The sequence below is a fragment of the Oribacterium sp. oral taxon 078 str. F0262 genome (genome assembly GCF_000160135.1).
Lineage (GTDB): Bacteria > Bacillota > Clostridia > Lachnospirales > Lachnospiraceae > Oribacterium.
On the sequence record NZ_GG729934.1, the window covers coordinates 290,714 to 307,448 of the forward strand.

At 56.3% G+C, this 16,735-nt stretch carries 10 protein-coding genes; all 10 read right to left on the reverse strand.

Going from position 1 to position 16,735, the window contains the following annotated elements; translation table 11 throughout:
• Positions 1 to 53 precede the first annotated feature (53 nt).
• A complete protein-coding gene (locus tag GCWU000341_RS05125; protein WP_040653476.1) occupies positions 54 to 1,775 on the reverse strand; it encodes an ABC transporter ATP-binding protein in 1,722 nt (573 codons plus the stop codon).
• A complete protein-coding gene (locus GCWU000341_RS05130; protein WP_009214739.1) occupies positions 1,772 to 3,520 on the reverse strand; it encodes an ABC transporter ATP-binding protein in 1,749 nt (582 codons plus the stop codon). Before GCWU000341_RS05130 ends, GCWU000341_RS05125 begins: the two co-directional genes overlap by 4 nt.
• 350 nt (positions 3,521 to 3,870) lie before the next feature.
• Positions 3,871 to 4,965: a prephenate dehydrogenase/arogenate dehydrogenase family protein gene (locus GCWU000341_RS05135; protein ID WP_009214741.1), complete on the reverse strand. Its 1,095-nt coding sequence runs from the start codon at positions 4,963 to 4,965 to the stop codon at positions 3,871 to 3,873.
• The gene (locus GCWU000341_RS05140; protein ID WP_009214742.1) at positions 4,962 to 6,245 is read right to left on the reverse strand and encodes a DUF1015 domain-containing protein; all 1,284 of its coding nucleotides are present in this window, start codon (positions 6,243 to 6,245) and stop codon (positions 4,962 to 4,964) included. The genes GCWU000341_RS05135 and GCWU000341_RS05140 overlap by 4 nt, the downstream gene beginning before the upstream one ends.
• 15 nt (positions 6,246 to 6,260) lie before the next feature.
• On the reverse strand, positions 6,261 to 7,439 hold the full coding sequence (locus GCWU000341_RS05145; protein ID WP_009214743.1) for a phosphoglycerate dehydrogenase: 1,179 nt from the start codon (positions 7,437 to 7,439) through the stop codon (positions 6,261 to 6,263).
• Complete coding sequence (gene serC / locus GCWU000341_RS05150; RefSeq protein ID WP_040653478.1) at positions 7,436 to 8,521, reverse strand: 3-phosphoserine/phosphohydroxythreonine transaminase; 1,086 nt, start codon at positions 8,519 to 8,521, stop codon at positions 7,436 to 7,438. The genes GCWU000341_RS05145 and serC overlap by 4 nt, the downstream gene beginning before the upstream one ends.
• Positions 8,522 to 8,589: 68 nt before the next feature.
• The gene (locus tag GCWU000341_RS05155) at positions 8,590 to 13,143 is read right to left on the reverse strand and encodes a PolC-type DNA polymerase III (protein WP_009214745.1); all 4,554 of its coding nucleotides are present in this window, start codon (positions 13,141 to 13,143) and stop codon (positions 8,590 to 8,592) included.
• 3 nt (positions 13,144 to 13,146) lie between these two features.
• The gene (ispG, locus tag GCWU000341_RS05160; protein WP_040653683.1) at positions 13,147 to 14,205 is read right to left on the reverse strand and encodes a flavodoxin-dependent (E)-4-hydroxy-3-methylbut-2-enyl-diphosphate synthase; all 1,059 of its coding nucleotides are present in this window, start codon (positions 14,203 to 14,205) and stop codon (positions 13,147 to 13,149) included.
• 135 nt (positions 14,206 to 14,340) lie between these two features.
• Positions 14,341 to 15,531 carry a M50 family metallopeptidase gene (locus GCWU000341_RS05165; protein WP_009214747.1) on the reverse strand — a complete coding sequence of 397 codons (1,191 nt, stop codon included), beginning with the start codon at positions 15,529 to 15,531 and terminating at the stop codon, positions 14,341 to 14,343.
• Entirely contained in the window at positions 15,528 to 16,682 is a 1,155-nt protein-coding gene (gene dxr / locus GCWU000341_RS05170) for a 1-deoxy-D-xylulose-5-phosphate reductoisomerase (RefSeq protein ID WP_009214748.1), read from the reverse strand. The genes GCWU000341_RS05165 and dxr overlap by 4 nt, the downstream gene beginning before the upstream one ends.
• Between the last annotated feature and the right edge of the window lie 53 nt (positions 16,683 to 16,735).

The following is a 16,735-nucleotide window of genomic DNA, read 5'->3' on the forward strand; positions in this document are numbered from 1 at the left end:
AGATAGGAGAATACAAGATTTATATGGCGGATTTATGAGCTTTGGAGGCTTTTCTAATAGCGGAAGCTCTCCGCAAGCGCGGCATTTTCCACAAGCTTTTGATAGCTCACGGAGCTCTTTAAGAGTTCCTTGTGTTTCCCCTCCGCCTCCGTCCTTCCCTCTTCGATGACCACGATCTTGTCCACGTTTTCGACGGATTTCAGACGGTGAGAGATGATGAGCACTGTCCTCCCCCGGATCAGACTGTTCAGGCTCTCCTGGATCTTTTCCTCGTTTTCCACATCGAGAGAGGCCGCGATCTCATCCAGAATGAGGATCGGGGCATTCTTAAGGAAGGCTCTTGCGATCGAGATCCTCTGCCGCTCTCCTCCGGAGAGCGAGGCGCCGTTCTCTCCGATCAGGCTGTGAATCCCATCCGGCAATCTTTCGATGAAGTCCGTGCAGTTTGCGAGGCGGGCGGCCTCCATCACCTCCTCATCCGAGGCATCCTTCCGCCCGATCCGGATATTCTCCAGGACGGAGCTGTTAAAGAGCGTCACATCCTGAAAGACGATCGAGACCTTCCGAAAGAGGGAGTCCGTGGAGATTTCCCGGATATCCCTTCCGTCGATCCGGATGCTGCCCTTCTCATAGTCATAGAGCCGGGATATCACCCGGAGAATGCTGGTCTTTCCGCAGCCGCTCCGCCCGACCAGTGCTGTCACCTCTCCCTGCCTTGCGGAGAAGGAGACGCTCCTTAACACCGGCGTCTCATCATTATAGGAGAAGGCGACCTTTTCCAGATCGATCGTACAGCTTTTCAGCTCGTGCTCCTCTCCCCCCTGGAGCTTCGTCTGCCGTATCGCATCGATTCTCTGCACCCGCGCATTCAGGTAGAAAAGCTCTGCACTGAACATGGAGAGTCCGTCCATCCCCTCTTTTATCTTCATCGCCGCGAGGATATAGCCGATGAGGTAGAGGATACTGATCTCCCCCGAGAGATAAAGAGCGGTTCCCGTCAGGATGACCGCGGGGAGAGCCAGCTGCATGATAAGTCCCGAGAGCGTCACCGGAACCGCCTGCATCAGCTCCGTTCGGATATGAAGCCGCTCGCTCTCCTCCATCGTCCGGTAGAGCTCGGCCCTTTTTTCCAGGGAAAGCCCCAGACTCCGAAGCTCCTGCTGCATCTCGATCGTCTCCTGAAATTTCTCGGAATTCTCCCTTAGTTGTTCATAATATTTCCGCGCGCCGCTGACCTGTATCCCCCGGGAGAGGCGAATCAGGAGAAGATCCGCGAGGACGGGAATAATGACGGCGAGCCCTAGGCGAAAGTCCCCCGCGAGAAGGAGGACGGAGATCAAGGGGAAGAAGAGGAAAAAACCGATCGTCCTCGCCATCGCATGGCTCATCGCGTGCTCGATCGCCGTCACATCGCTCATGATCGTCTGCGAAAGATCCGAGAGATCGTGCTTTGAAAAGTAGGACAGAGGGAGCTTTGTAAGTCTCTTTGCGATCTCGATCCGAAGATTCGCGCTCTCCCGATAGGTCTCATTGAAGAGGGAGTCATATTCCAATCCAAGCTGAAAGGCCATTAGGAAAAGGATGAGGACGGAGAGAAGCAGGTAGAACGCGCTTCCGCGGAGTCCCGTAAAGAGAAGTCCCTCAAGGAAAAACATCAAGATCATGGCCGGAATCATATTCAGGAGATAGCCGAAAAAGCAGGCAATGCTCGCCCGGATAAGGCCCTCTGCGCCCTGCTCTGTCAGGGCGAATTTATGCTGCAGATACTTTCTCATCCCTCTACCCTCCATTCATTGGCTCTGCCATAGAGCTCCTGCAGCCTCCGGTAACGGCTGTCTTTTGCCATAAGAGCTTCATCGCTCCCCCGCTCGATGATCCTCCCCTTTTCCAGCACGAGGATTTCATCGACGTTTCGGATGCTGCTCAGCCGGTGGGCAATCATAATGACGGTCCTCCCCTTCATGAGATGGGAAAAAGCCAGCTGGAGCTCATGCTCATTCTCCGGATCCACGGCGGCGCTCGCCTCGTCCAGGATGACAATGCGGCTTTTCTTAAGGATCGCCCTCGCGATGCTGATCCGCTGCTTCTCTCCCCCGGAGAGATAGACTCCCTTAGACCCGATCAGAGTGTTCTCCCGCTCCCTGAATTTGTCCAGGATGCTGCCGCAGCCCGCAAGGTGCAAGGCCTCCAGAACCTCCTCCCTCTTCGCATCCCGCCTGGCGAGGCTCACATTGTCATAGATGCTCATCTTGAAGAGGCGGGCATCCTGGAAGACGAAGCTGATATTCTCGGAAAGGGCCCTCTCGGAGTAGCTCTCGATGGGGCGTCCTCCGATCCGGATGCATCCGCCGTTTATCTTATAAAAGCCGGAGATCAGCTTCACAATCGTGGATTTCCCGCTCCCTGAGTCTCCTAAGAGGGCATAGATCTTCTTCTCCGGAAGATGGAAGCTGAGCTTCTCAAGCACCGGTCTCCCCTCGAGATAGGAGAAGTCCACCTCCTCAAAGTCGATATCGCAGTGCGGAAAGCTCTCCTCCGTTCCGAAGGAGATCTTGTCCTTTTGCATGGAAGCATAGAGCTCCTCCAGGCGGTTCACGGCGTATTTTCCCTCGAAGGCGTGCTGGGAGACATACATGATCTTCATGATGCTGTTAAAGAGCGTCCCTCCGAGGAAGAAGAGCATGATGAGCTCTGATGCGAGCCTTCCCGGATCGGAAAAGGGGGCGATGAAGAGAGAGATCGGAGGGATCAGGAAGAGGACGAGGCCGAAGAAAATAAGCTGAAAGAGAACGTAGGGCTTTTTGCAGCTCTTCGAATACTCGTAGGCGTAGCGGGCATAGTCCTGAATCGCCCTGCTCAGGCTCTTAAAGGAGTCCAGATCGGCGCCGAAGATCTTGATAACCTGGATTCCCCGCACATATTCCACAGTTTCCGCGCTGAGCTTTTCCAAAGAGTTTTGGTAGATCTCCATGAAGTTCTTATTCCCCATCATGAGATAGAGGAGAAGCAGAGAGAGGAGAAAGACAAGTGTGAGCGTGATCCCAAGTCTTGGGCTGATGAGATAAGCGAGAAAGAGAAGGAGGAGAGGCGTGATGAGAGCACCCGTATTGTCCGGGATCAGATGCGCTACGATCATATGCGTCTGTGCGGCATTGTCATCGATGATCTTCCGCGTCTTCCCGGAGGGAGTCAGGTCGAAGAAGCGGAAGCTCGCATCCGTCAGCCCGTCGATGCCCCTCTTTCGGAGATTGGTCTCCAGGCGAAAGCCGAGCACATGGCTTATAAGCACTGCTGTCACATAGATCAGGGAAGCGAGCGCGAGCATCCCCGCGATGAGAAGGGCCGCTCTCCCCGCCCCGGAGCCGTCCTTTTGAAGGATCAGCCTTTCCAGAAAACAGTTCAGATAAAAATATCCTCCCACGGTAAAGAACGAGGAGAGGGCGGAAAAGAAAAGCGCGAGATAAGCAAGATAGCGCTCCCGCGGCACATAATGCAGCAGCTTCTTATAGACATCAAACATACGATCCCCCGATCCGCCGCGGCCGCGGCAGGCTCCATAGCTGAAACAGCTTCCTCATCCGCTGCCTGTCAATACCCAAAATCCGGGGATAATCGAGTACAAACCCGGAACAAAGGCCCAGGTTCCTGCCGCCCGGCCGAAAAAAACGGCCGATAAATAAAAAAGCGACGCAAAAAGACCCCATGGGACAAAACAGAGCGGAGACAAAACGGGGATTCCGAAGATACTTCGGAGCTCCGATATAGTTAGTATAAGCTAACTTATCCGCAGATACAATACTGTTTTTTCCCTCTGGGGTCTTTTCGGATCCTTTTTTCCGTCAGATGATCCGATCCTGTCATATGATCCGATTATTTTCTTAAGTCATAGCGGTATCGTTCGAGTACAGTAAGAGCCTTCTCCATAGCCTCCTCCTCATAGAAGGAGATCCGGAGCGCTCCCTCGCCGTGGTCCCTCGCATTGTTGATCCCGATATTTTTGATGGAAATCCCCTTCGAGGCCAGGATCACGGAAATCGTGGAGATCGCCCCGACCTCATCCTCGATATCGACGGAAAAGCTGTAGTCCGGGCTCAGAGCCCCGCGGTTTTGCGAGCTCAGAGCATCCCGATAGCTGCGGGAGCTCTCAAAGAGCGAAAGGAGTGAGAGATCCCTCCTCTCCCCCTTAAGGTGGAGAGAGAGCGCGGAGAGCGAAAGGATATAGCGGTCCAGGACTTCGGAGAGAGGCCCGGCATTGCTCTCGCAGATCTGCTCCCAGAGCGGCGGACTTGAGGATGCGATCCTCGTGATATCCCGAAATCCCCCGGCGGCGATCCGCATCATGAGCTTTTTCTCATCATCGGACTCTCTCACAAGATTCACAAGGGAGCTCGCGATCAGATGCGGAAGATGGGAGACCGCCGCAACTGCCCGGTCGTGCTCCCGGAAGTCCGAGAGAATCGGAATGGCGGAGAGCAGGGAGCTGACGGCGCGGAGCTTCTCGCCAAGCTCAGGATGATCCTCCGAGATCGGACAGAGGATATAGTAGGCATTGGAGAAGAGGTAGTCCGTGCTCGCGCGGTAGCCGCTCTGCTCCGAGCCCGCCATGGGATGCCCCCCGATGAAACAGTGGGAAAGCCGAAGCTCTATCGCCCTCTCGCAGATCTCCGTCTTCGTGGACCCGACATCCGTGAGGACCGCCCCCTCCTTTAAAAGAGGAGCCAGCTTCTCCAGGAGAAGCACGTTATCCCGGACCGGGGCGCAGAGAAAGACAAAATCACAGTCCGCTATATGCTCTGCGTCCGGCTGATCCAGGATGAGATTCAAGATCCCCTCCTCCTGGGAGAGCTCAAGCTCCGAGCGATTTTTCGAGAAGGCCATGATCCGAAGCTCCGGATCCTTTTTCCGAAGTCCCTTTGCGATAGAGCCGCCGATCAGGCCGAAACCGATAAATGCGATCGTCTTCATGCTTCTTCCTTTCCGGAGATATCGTGAATAAAGAGCCCGCTCCGAAGCTTCGGCTCAAACCAGGTGGATTTCGGCGGCATGAGAAGCTCTGCGTCTGCCACACAAAGAAGCTCCTCCATAGAGGTCGGAAAGAGCGTGAAGGCGGCGGCCATCTCCCCGCTCTTCACCGCTTCCTCGAGCTCTCCCGCGCCCCGGATCCCTCCGACAAAGCGAAGTCTTTTGCTCACTCCGGGATCCTTGATCCCGAGAATTCCGTCGAAGACAAAATCCTGTAAAAAGGAGACATCCAGACTGTGTACGGGATCTCTTCCCCGAAGCTCCTCCCTCGCGCTAAGCTGATACCAGCCCCCCGGAAGGAAAAGGCCGAAATCTCCTCTCGAAGCGGGAAGGACCGCCCCCTTTTCCGATCTCTCGAGGGAAAAGAACGGAGAGAGCGCGCGGAGAAAGGCAGCCTCATCCATGCCGGAGAGATCTCTGAGAAGCCGGTTATAGGGGAGGATGCGAAGCTCCTCTTCGGGGAAAAGGACGGAGAGAAAGAAGTTGAACTCCTCTCTCCCGCTGTAGTCCGGCTGCTCCCTCCGAAGCTCCTCCGAGACCCTGACGGCGCTCGCCGCACGGTGATGTCCGTCCGCGATATAGCTTCTTTCGATATGGGAGAAGGCCTCCTCCGCCGCCCGTATCTCCTCCTCCCGATCCAGGCGGTAGACGCGGTGCCGTATTCCGTCTTCCGATACAAAGTCGAAAAGAGGACTTCTCTTTTTCCACTCCGAAAAGAGAAGCCTGAGCTCTTCGCTCTCCCGAAAGCAGAGGAAGATCGGACCGGTCTGCGCCTTACAGGCCCGGATATGCCGGACCCTGTCCTCCTCCTTTTCTCTCCTGGTATTTTCATGCCTTCGGATCCGTCCAAAGAGATAGTCGTCCACCGCGGATAAGCCCACGATTCCGGTCTGGCTGTGGAAGGGCATGAGGGGGAAGAGCCCGCCCGATACCACCGTCTCCTCGTAGAGATAGAGGACGGGCCTCTCCTCCTGCAAAAATACGCCCTCTCTCCTCTCCTTTTGAAAAAGCTCCCGGGCTTTTTCATAGGCATCGTCGGAGTAGATCCCGGCTCCCGGAGGAAGCTGCGTCTCCGGGCGGTCAATATTTAAAAAGGACAGAGGGCGCCCGGAGACCTCTGTCCTGGCCTCCTCCGAAGTATAGACATCGTAGGGGAGCGCCGCGACCCTTTCCGCGAGCTCCGCCCTCGGGCGGACGGCGCGAAATGCTCTCAGAACCGCCATGCTTTCCTCCCTTCGCTATGCCCCCTTATTCTCCGAGACGAGGCGAAAGCGGATGATCCCCTCTATGGCCTCGAGCTCTCTCACATCGCTCTCCTCCACGGGCTTTCCGAGATCGAGAAGTGTGTAGGCGAAGCCGCCCCGTCCTCTGTTTAGCATGTTCTCGATATTGATCTCTCTCCTTGCGAGTACGGCGGTGATCTGTCCCAGCATATTCGGGATATTTTTATGGAGGAGCGCGATCCGCTCCCTGCTCTGGCAGATCCCCATGTCGCAGTCCGGATAGTTTACGGAGTTTCGGATGTTTCCGTTGTCGATATAGTCCATGAGCTCCTTTACCGCCATCACAGCGCAGTTCTCCTCCGCCTCCTCCGTAGAGGCGCCAAGATGCGGGGTGATGACGGCGTGCTCCATCCCCATGGAGACGGGGTTTGCAAAGTCCGAGAAATAGCAGCGGACCTTTCCCTCCCTGAGCGCTCTGTCCATCGCTTGCTCATCCACGAGCTTATCCCGGGAGAAATTCAGGAGAATCACACCGTCTTTCATGGAACGGATCTCCTTCTCCCCGATCAGGCCGGGATTTTTCTCCGTGAGGGGGACATGGATCGAGATGAAGTCCGATTTTTCGCAAAGCTCCGCGAGGGAGGAGGCGTGGCGGATCTCCCGGGAGAGCCGCCACGCGCCGTTTACAGAGAGGTAGGGATCATAGCCGTAGACGATCATCCCGAGGGAGGATGCGGCATTTGCGACCTCCGCTCCGATCGCGCCAAGCCCGATCACTCCGAGACTTTTCCCGCGGATTTCCGAGCCGACGAATTTCTTTTTCCCCTGCTCCGCGGCCTTTTGGATCTCCTCTTCGGGGGAGAGGGTGCGGAGCCAGTTCGCGGCGGAAAGGACGTTTCGGGATGCCATGACGAGGGCGCAGAGCACGAGCTCCTTCACGCTGTTCGCATTTGCGCCCGGCGTGTTGAAGACGACGACTCCCTCCTCTGCATAGCGCTCAAGCGGGATATTGTTCACACCGGCCCCGGCCCTTGCGACGGCGAGCACCCGCTTTGGAAGTACGAGCTCCTTCATGTCTTTGGATCGGACGAGAACGCCGTCCGCCCGATCCAGCTCCTCCGTGAGAGCGTAGCTTTCGCTCAGGCTGTCCGTGCCTCGCTTTGAAATCGGATTCAGGCAGTTCAGATATCTCATGCTCTTCTCTCCCTCTCTTCAAAATCTCTCATAAAGCGGATCAGCTTCTCCACTCCGGCCCTGGGCATCGCATTATAGATGCTCGCCCTCATTCCGCCGACCGTCCGGTGTCCCTTCAGATTCTCAAGTCCCTCCGCCTTTGCCTCCTTCACGAATTTCTCGTCGAGCTCCGGATCCCCCGTCACAAAGGTTACATTCATGATGGAGCGGTCTTTTTTCGTCACAGGATTACGGAAGAGGCGGCTCTGATCCAGAAAATCATAGAGGAGCTTCGCCTTTTCCACATTGATCTCCCGCATGGCGGAAAGGCCGCCCTGCTTTTTCAGCCACTGAAAGACCTTGCCGCAGATGTAGATATTGTAGCAGGGGGGAGTATTGTAGAGAGAAGCGCTCTCACTGTAGGTTTTGTAATCGAGCATCGTCGGAGTCTCCGGGAGCGCTTTCCCGATGAGATCCTCCCGGATAATCGCGATCGCCATCCCGGCCGGTCCCACATTTTTCTGGACTCCGCCAAAGAGAAGCCCGAAGGGACGGACATCGAGAGGCTCCGAGAGGAAGCAGGAGGAGATATCGGAGACGAGAATCTTCCCCTTTCCGTCCGGGATGCTGTGAAAGGCCGTCCCGTAGATCGTATTGTTCATGCAGTAATAGAGGTAGTCGGCGTCCTCCCGGATCGGAAGATCGCTGCAGTCCGGGATATAGCTGTAGCATTTGTCCTCACTGGATGCGACGGCCCTCGCATCCCCATAGCGCTTCGCCTCCGAGAGAGCCTTTTTGGCCCACTGCCCGCTCACGATATACTCGGCCTTCCGATGGACCATGAGATTCAAAGCCGCCATGGCGAACTGCACATGGCCGCCCCCCTGGATGAAGAGAACGCGGTAGCTTTCGGGGATATCCATGAGCTCTCTGAGATCCCTCTCCGCCTGCTCTATAATCTCGCGAAACATCGAGGAGCGGTGGCTCATCTCCATGACGGACATCCCATGCCCCCGGTAGTCCAGCATCTCCTCCGAGGCCTCCCGGAGGACCTCCTCCGGGAGCATCGCGGGCCCTGCGCTGAAATTATAAACTCTTCTCATATCGCTTCCCCCTTTCATGACTTTTACTTATGATAAAACAGGGAAGAGCTTTTATCAAGTGCCCGGCATCATATCTTTAAATCAAAAATGGAGAGCTGGTTGGAGCTTGGGATATCTCCGAGGAGACCGAGCTCCGAGAATTTATCCGCGAAGGCCCTCGGACAATGGGTGCGGTTTAAAAAGTCGTCCTTCGAGAGAAAGGCCCCCTTCCTGGCCCCCTCCTCGATCCCGAGCGCCACGGCCTCCCCGAGTCCCGCCATACAGTTAAAGCTCGGCATGATTTTCCCGTCCCCCGTGATCTGGAAGTCCTTTGCCCTTGCCCGATAGATATCGATCGGCGCGAACTCGATCCCCCTTGCGTACATTTCCTCGCAGATCTTCATATCCCGGAGGCAGACGGACTCCGTCGCCGTGGGACGCTCGATCTCCTGGTAGAGCTTGATATAATAGCGGAGCTTGTCAAGACCAAAGCACATTTTGTCGTAGTCGAAGCCGTCCGCCCGGATCGAGTAGTAGGCGGCGTAGTATTCCCTCGGGTAGAAGACCTTGCAGTAGGCCACTCTCCAGGCCATCATGACATAGGCTGCGGCGTGCGCCTTCGGAAACATGTATTTGATCTTTTTGCAGGCGTCGATATACCACTGGGGGACACCGCGCTTTAGCATGTCACTGCACCACTCCTCCTTCAGGGGCTTATGCTTCCTCGTGGCCTCCATGATGGAGAAGCTCTCCCCGGGGTCCATGCCCCTGTGCATGAGGTAGACCATGATGTCGTCCCGGCAGCAGATCGCATCCTGCAGTGTCGTGACACCCTCCAGGATCAGATCCTGGGCATTATTCAGGTAGACATCCGTCCCGTGGGAGAGGCCGGAGATCCGGATGAGATCCGAGAAATACCTCGGCTTTGTGTCCTCCACCATCTGCATCGCGAAGGAGGTCCCGAACTCCGGGATGCCGAGACAGCCGAGCCGCACGCCCTGGATGTCCTCGGGGCGGATCCCGAGTGCCTCCGTGGATCGGAAGAGGCTCATGACCTCCGGAGAATCCAGCGGGATATCCTTCACTGGGTCGATCCCGGTCAAATCCTGGAGCTTTCGGATCATCGTGGGATCATCGTGCCCCAGGATATCGAGCTTTAGGAGGTTATGGTCGATCTTATGGTAGTCAAAATGCGTGGTGATGATGGGGGAGCCAAGATCATTTGCGGGGTGCTGCACCGGAGTGAAGGTATTGATCTCCTCCCCGTGGGGGAGGACGACGATGCCACCCGGGTGCTGCCCCGTCGTCCTTCTCACACCGACGCAGCCCTGGACCATCCTCTCGATCTCCGCCCCCCGCTTTATGAGATTCCGCTCCTCATAATATTTCTTCACCATGCCGTAGGCTGTCTTGTCGGCTAAAGTGCCTATGGTCCCCGCCTTAAAGGTATGCCCCTCTCCGAAGATCTCTCCGGTATAGGCGTGCGCCTTCGCCTGGTACTCCCCGGAGAAGTTCAGATCGATATCCGGCTCCTTGTCTCCGTTAAAGCCGAGGAAGGTCTCAAAGGGGATGTCGAAGCCCCAGCGGTTCAGCTCCGCACCGCAGTGCGGGCACTTTTTCTTTGGCATGTCACAGCCCGCCATCCCGGAGAAGGCCTTTACCTCCGGGGAGTCGAAGTCACTCCAGTAGCAGTCCGGGCAGACATAGTGCGGAGGAAGCGGGTTTACCTCCGTGATATGCGCCATCGTCGCGGCAAAGGAGGAGCCGACGGAGCCCCGGGACCCGACGAGATAGCCGTCCTCATTGGACTTGTCGACGAGCCTTTGCGCAATGATGTAGAGGACAGAGTAGCCGTTTGAGATGATAGATCGAAGCTCTGTCTCAAGCCTCTCCTCCACGATCCTCGGAAGGCTGGGACCATACATCTTATGGGCGGTCTCGGAGCAGATTCTCCGAAGCTCCGCGTCGGAGTCCGGGATCACGGGAGGACACTTGTCCGGGCGGACCGGCTCTATGAATTCACACATATCCGCGATCCTTTTCGGATTATCAATTACGACCTCCTTCGCCTTGTTCGGCTCCAGATACGAAAATTCCGAGAGCATCTCCTCCGTATTCCGAAAATAGAGGGAGGCATCGCTCTCCTCCTCTTCGAAGCCCCGCCCCGCCATGATGATCCTCCGGTAAATATCGTCCTCCGGCTCGATATAGTGGCAGTCACAGGTCGCACAGACCGGCTTTCCAAGCTGCTCCCCGAGAGAGAGAATCTTCCGGTTATAGGCGATGAGATCCTCCCGGCTTTTTGCGGAGTAGCGGTCGGAGCCCAGCATAAAGGCATTGTTTCCCAGGGGCTGGATTTCCAGATAATCATAGAAGGATGCGATGGAGAGAAGCTGCTCCTCCTCCGCCCCCCGGAGGATCGCCTGAAAGAGCTCCCCCGCTGCGCAGGCCGATCCCAGAATCAGCCCCTCCCTGTACCTTTTCAAAAGGGATTTCGGGATCTTCGGATTTTTCCGGAAATACTTAAGATGCGATTCCGAGATCAGGCGGTAGAGGTTGATGCGGCCGATATCATTTTTAGCGAGGATGATGCAGTGAAAGCTCGGGAGCTTCCGCACATTGGCCTCATAGTCAAAGAGGAGACTGTCGATCTCCGACAGTTTTTTGACACCGCGCTCTCTGAGGAGTGAAAGCTCCTTTTGATAGATCTCCGCCGTCGCCTCGGCGTCATCCACTGCCCGGTGATGATTCAAAAGGCTGATTCCGAGCTCCTTTGCGACGGTGTCGAGCTTAAAGCGGTTCAGCTTCGGGAGGAGGAGACGCGAAAGACCCACTGTGTCCACGACAGTGGGATCATAGGAAAGACCCAGGCGCCTTGCGTTTTCGCGGATAAAGCCCGTGTCAAAGTCCGCATTGTGCGCGACGATCACAGCGTCCCCGCAGAAGGAGAGGAATTCCGGGAGAAGTTCCTCGATCGTCCTCTCTCCGATCACCATGGAGTCGTCGATGGAGGTGAGCTGCGTGATCCGAAAGGGGATCGGAATTTCGGGATTCACGAAGACATCCATTCGATCGCAGATCTTTCCCTCTCTGAGCTTCACCGCGCCGATCTCTATAATTTTATCCGTCTGCGGATGGAAGCCCGTGGTCTCGATATCGAAGACGACGGTCTCCGAAAAGAGCTCCTGCCCTCTGTCCCTCTGCACTATGGTCTTAAGATCGTCGACCAAATAACCCTCCAGGCCGTAAATCAGCTTAAAATCCCTTTCCTTCCCGAGCTTTTTCAGATGGGAGGCCGCATCCGGAAAGGCCTGCACGACGCCGTGATCCGTGATCGCCATCGCATCCATGCCAAAGGAAAGCGCCGTATCGATGTAGTCGTTCACATCGGATACGCCGTCCATATCGGACATCTTCGTGTGGAGATGGAGCTCTACCCTCTTCTCCTTCGCGCTGTCCGTCCGCTTCTTTTTCTGAAACTCGTACTTTTTGATGCCGCTTAGATGGGAGAGCTCAAGCTCCCGGTCAAAGCTGTCGTACTCGATCATCCCCTTTGCGAGGATTCCCTTTCCGACCTGCAAAAAGGCCCGCGCCTCCGGGAGATCCTCCTCTTCCACAAAGATTTTGGAAGCGATGGAATCCGTTTCATCCGTAAAGCGAAAGCTCAGTATGGTCTTTCCGCTTTTTGTGCTGCGCTCCTCGACCGTGAAGATGCGTCCGCAGAGCACGACCATCCCGCTCTCCTCCCTAAGCTCCGACATCGGAGTCGGCTGCTCCGAGAAATCTCTCCCGTAGAGAACATCCTCGGATTCGGAGCGCTTAAAAGGAAATTTCCTTCCCTTTCGCAGACCGTCCGATGAGGAGGCGCTGTACTCCCCCTTTCCGCCCTCTCCGGGGAGGATCCGAGAGGAAGGCGCTTTCTTTTCGGGAAGCTCAGGCCTTCTCGAACGAGGAGAAGGGCTCTGAGACTTCTCCGGGCGGAAAGCCGTCTTTTGAGACGCGCTTTTTGGCATATTTTCCGGAGGAAGATAAGGCAGCTCTTCTGCCGCTTCCGCTCTCTTGTTTCCCTTTTCTTTTCCTTGCTCCTTCCTGTCTTTTTCTCTCTCCTTCTCCTCTCTCTCTTCTTTCTCTTCTTTCTCCTCTTTCTCCTCATAGGAGAGGAGCAGGCGAAAGGGAAGGCCGCAGCGCTCGGAGAAAAGCTTATCTAAGCTATGGCGGAGGCGCTTCTCGGAGCGGAGATAGAGGGAGAGGGCCGGCACGCTGAGTCTCAGCGTTTCCTCGTCCTCCCAGGAGATTCTTCCGCTGCAAAGCATATTGTAGAGAAGGATGTCATAGTCCTTTAGCTCCGAGAGAATGGAGCTGGAATAGAGGCTGTAGAGAGCGCGGGATGTGTACTGGGCGGAGAGGCGAAAGCGCTCCATGATTCGGACCTCAATCCTTTTCCCCGGAAAAAGCTGCCTCCGGATCGCCTGCTCCGCCTCCCTCACCCGCTCCTTTTCGATGAGATGCGGGCTTTCGATATAGATCCGAAGAAGGGATCTGTCCCGGGAAAAGGTGATGCGGCGAATCAGCACATCCTGAAGCAGGCCCTCGGCCACCCCGGAGAGCTCCAGCTCTTCAAAAACCTCAAAAAAGCGTTTCATTTCTCAAAGTCTCTCCATCTCCCTCCGGAGCGCCGTAAGAAGCTCCGCCTCCGGGACCTTCCGAAGGATCTCCCCGCGCCGGAACAAAATCCCATAGCCCTTTCCGCCCGCGATTCCGATATCCGCTTCCCGAGCCTCCCCGGGTCCGTTCACGACGCAGCCCATGACGGCCACCTTGAAATCCTTCTCCTCAAATTCCTCCGCCATGCTCTCGACCTCCCCCGCAAGGCGGATGAGGTCGATGTCGGTCCGCCCGCAGGTCGGGCAGGAGACCACCGTGACACCGCTCTTTCTCAGGCCTAGCGTTCGGAGGATCAGCTTCGCGGATTTCACCTCCTCCACGGGATCCGCGGACAGGCTCACCCGCACGGTGTCCCCGATCCCCCGGGAAAGGATCATGCCGAGACCGACGGCGGACTTGATATTCCCCGACCAGAGCGTCCCGGCCTCGGTGATTCCGACATGGACAGGATAGTCTGTCCGCTCGGAGATCAGGATATGTGCCCGTTCTGCGATGAGAACATCCGAGGATTTGATGGAGACCACAAGCTTGTCATAGCCCATGCTCTCTATGAGGCCAAGCTTATCCAGCGCGGAATCCACAAGTCCCTCCGCCGTCACATGGCCCCCGTACTTCTCAAGGAATCTTTTTTCGAGGGAGCCGGAATTCACCCCCACCCGGATCGGGATTCCTCTGTCCTTTGCGCAGTCGACGACCGCGCGCACCTTTTCCTCTCCTCCGATATTTCCGGGATTGATGCGGATCTTATCCGCCCCCTCTTCCATCGCAAGAATCGCCATCCGGTAGTCGAAATGGATATCCGCTACGAGGGGGAGAGAGACCTCCCTTCGGATCTCTCCGAAGGCGAGCGCCGCCTCCCGGTCCGGTACAGTGAGGCGGACGATCTGACAGCCCGCTCTCTCCAGTCTTCGGATCTGCTCGATGCTCCCCTGCACATCCTCCGTCTTTGTATTGCACATGGACTGAATGGCGATCGGGTTCCCCCCGCCGATCTTTACATTCCCGATCCGGATCACCTTCGTTTTTTCCCTCGCCGTCACCGCTCCGCTCCTCCCTTCCGCTCTATCTTCTTTGCCTTCTTCCGGAAAAGCTCTTCCGATCCCCTTTTCTTTCCCTTTTCCCTCCGAAATATTTTTCAAAAAGGGAGAAGCTTCTCCCCTGCTCCTCTTTCGGAGTCAGCCGATATTTCGGTAGGCTCCGTTAAAGAGGTTTACAATGTCATTTAAGAAGATCAGCGCCATCAGAAGGAGGAGAACGATCATGCCGATCCGATTGATCGTCTCCTCGACTTTTGGATTGAGCCTCTTCCTGCTGATCATTTCCAGAAGGATAAAGAGGAGCCTTCCCCCGTCGAGAGCCGGTATCGGAAGGAGGTTCATGACGGCGAGATTTGCGCTCAGCATGATGCAGAGATTTAATAGGACGAGGAAGGCATTGAAGAGTCCGTAGCGGGTGGACTGCTCCACCGTATCCCCGATCACGGTCACGGTCCCCACCGGTCCCATGAGCTCATTCCTCCGGATCCTTCCGCGAAAGAGAAGCTGAAGACTGTCGAAGACCACGACGACATTGTAGCGAAGCTCCTGATAGGCATAGAGGAAGGAATCCCCGACCGTCTCCGGCCGGACCCTCTTTCCGGAAAATTCCAGGCCCAGGCGGTATTTCCCGCTCTCCTTATCATACCAGGGGCTGAACTTCATCCTCTCCTCCCGTCCGTTTCTTTGGCAGCGGAGCTCCAGGACGGAATTCTCCTTTATGGAATCCGAATGAAGATAGAGCCAGAGATAGAGCTCCCGGAAGGTCTCAATCCTTCGGAAGCGTTTCCCGTCCAGCGATATGCCGCTCAGAAGATCTCCTCTCTCAAAGCCCGCGCTCTCCGCGGAGGAGCCGGGCTGCGCGGCATCGATGACCGGCCTGTCCATACCGCTGAAGTGGACGACAAAGAGAGCGAGGAGGAAGGCGAGGAGGAGGTTATGAAAGACACCGCCAAAGCAGATCAGAAAGCGCTGCCAGCCGGGGCGATTCTGGAAGCTTCTCCGGGAAAGCTCGGATTCCCGGTAGCGGACTCCGTCGAAGTCAATCCAGGGGTCCTCCTCTTCCCTTTCTTCCTCCATGATCTCCCCGTCCGCAGTGCTGAAATCCCCGGAGCCCGCGCTGTCCTCTCCGAGCATCGCGCAGGAGCCCCCGAAGGGCAGAAGCTTAAGGCTGTACCTTGTATTTCGAAAGACCCGGGAGATAAGCCTCGGGCCCATGCCGACAGAGAACTCCAATACGCCGACGCCGCAGGCCTTCGCCATAAGAAAATGTCCGAGCTCATGGAAAAAGATCAAAAACCCCAGCGCAAGAATCGCAACGATAATACTCAAGCTCTACCCTCTTTCCTTTTTCTGACAAATTCCCTCGCCCATCTCTCCGCCTCCAGGATCTCCGAAAGATCGGGATCGGGAAGATAGCCCTCCTCGTGGGCGCGCATCGCCTCCTCTACAAGCTCTGCGATCCTGAGAAAGCCGATTTCTCCTCTGAGAAAGCTCGCGACCGCCTCTTCATTTGCGGCGTTGTAGATCGTCGGAAGGGATCCTCCCCTCTTTGCCGCCTCCATTCCGAGAAAGAGCCCCCGGAAGGTCTCCGTATCCGGTCTCTCAAAGTGGAGACAGGAAAGAGCGGCGAAATCCAGCCTCTCCGCCGGAAGAAAGCGCCGGGACGGCGCATAGAGCGCGTATTCGATCGGAATCCTCATATCCGCAGCGCCAAGCTGGGCCTTCACGGAGCCGTCCTTGAATTGAACCGCGGAATGGATGATGCTCTCCGGCTGGATCAAAACCGTGATTTTCTCCGGCGGCACGGAAAAAAGCCACTTTGCCTCGATAAATTCCAGTCCCTTATTGATCAGTGTCGCGGAATCAATCGTGATCTTCTGTCCCATGGACCAGTTCGGATGCTTCAGGGCATCCTCCTTCGTCTTATTTTTAAGCTCCGCTCTCTTCCGCCCGCGGAAGGGTCCGCCGCTCGCCGTGAGCAAAATCCTCTCCAAAGACTCCGGATCCTCTCCCATTAAGGACTGCCAGATCGCAGAGTGCTCGGAATCGATCGGCCGAAGCTCCGTGCAATATTCCTTTAGAAGCGGCATGATGAGATGCCCCGCGCAGACCAGAGTCTCCTTGTTTGCGAGGAGGATCCTCTTCCTCTTCCGTATCGCTGCGATCGTGGGCTCGATACCGATCATCCCCACCAAAGAGACCAGGAGCTCATCGCAGCTCTCCATCTCCGAGAGCTCGATGAGCCCCTCCATACCGCTGAGTACGCGGACAGGAAGGCCGAAGGAGGAAAATCTCTCGGCCGCCTCCCGCTCAAAAACGCAGACCGTCTCCGGGCGGAAGCGCTCCGTCTGCTCCCGGAGAAGGGAAATGGAGGAGCGGACTGCAAGGCCGGAGATCCGAAGCTCCGGGTCCCTCGCTATGACATCGACTGCCTGTCTCCCGATGGATCCGCTGGATCCCAGTATCACGATATTTCTCATCCTCTTTCTCCCATGTCCTTCTCTTTCTCTCTTTTCCTCATCCCGGCAGACAT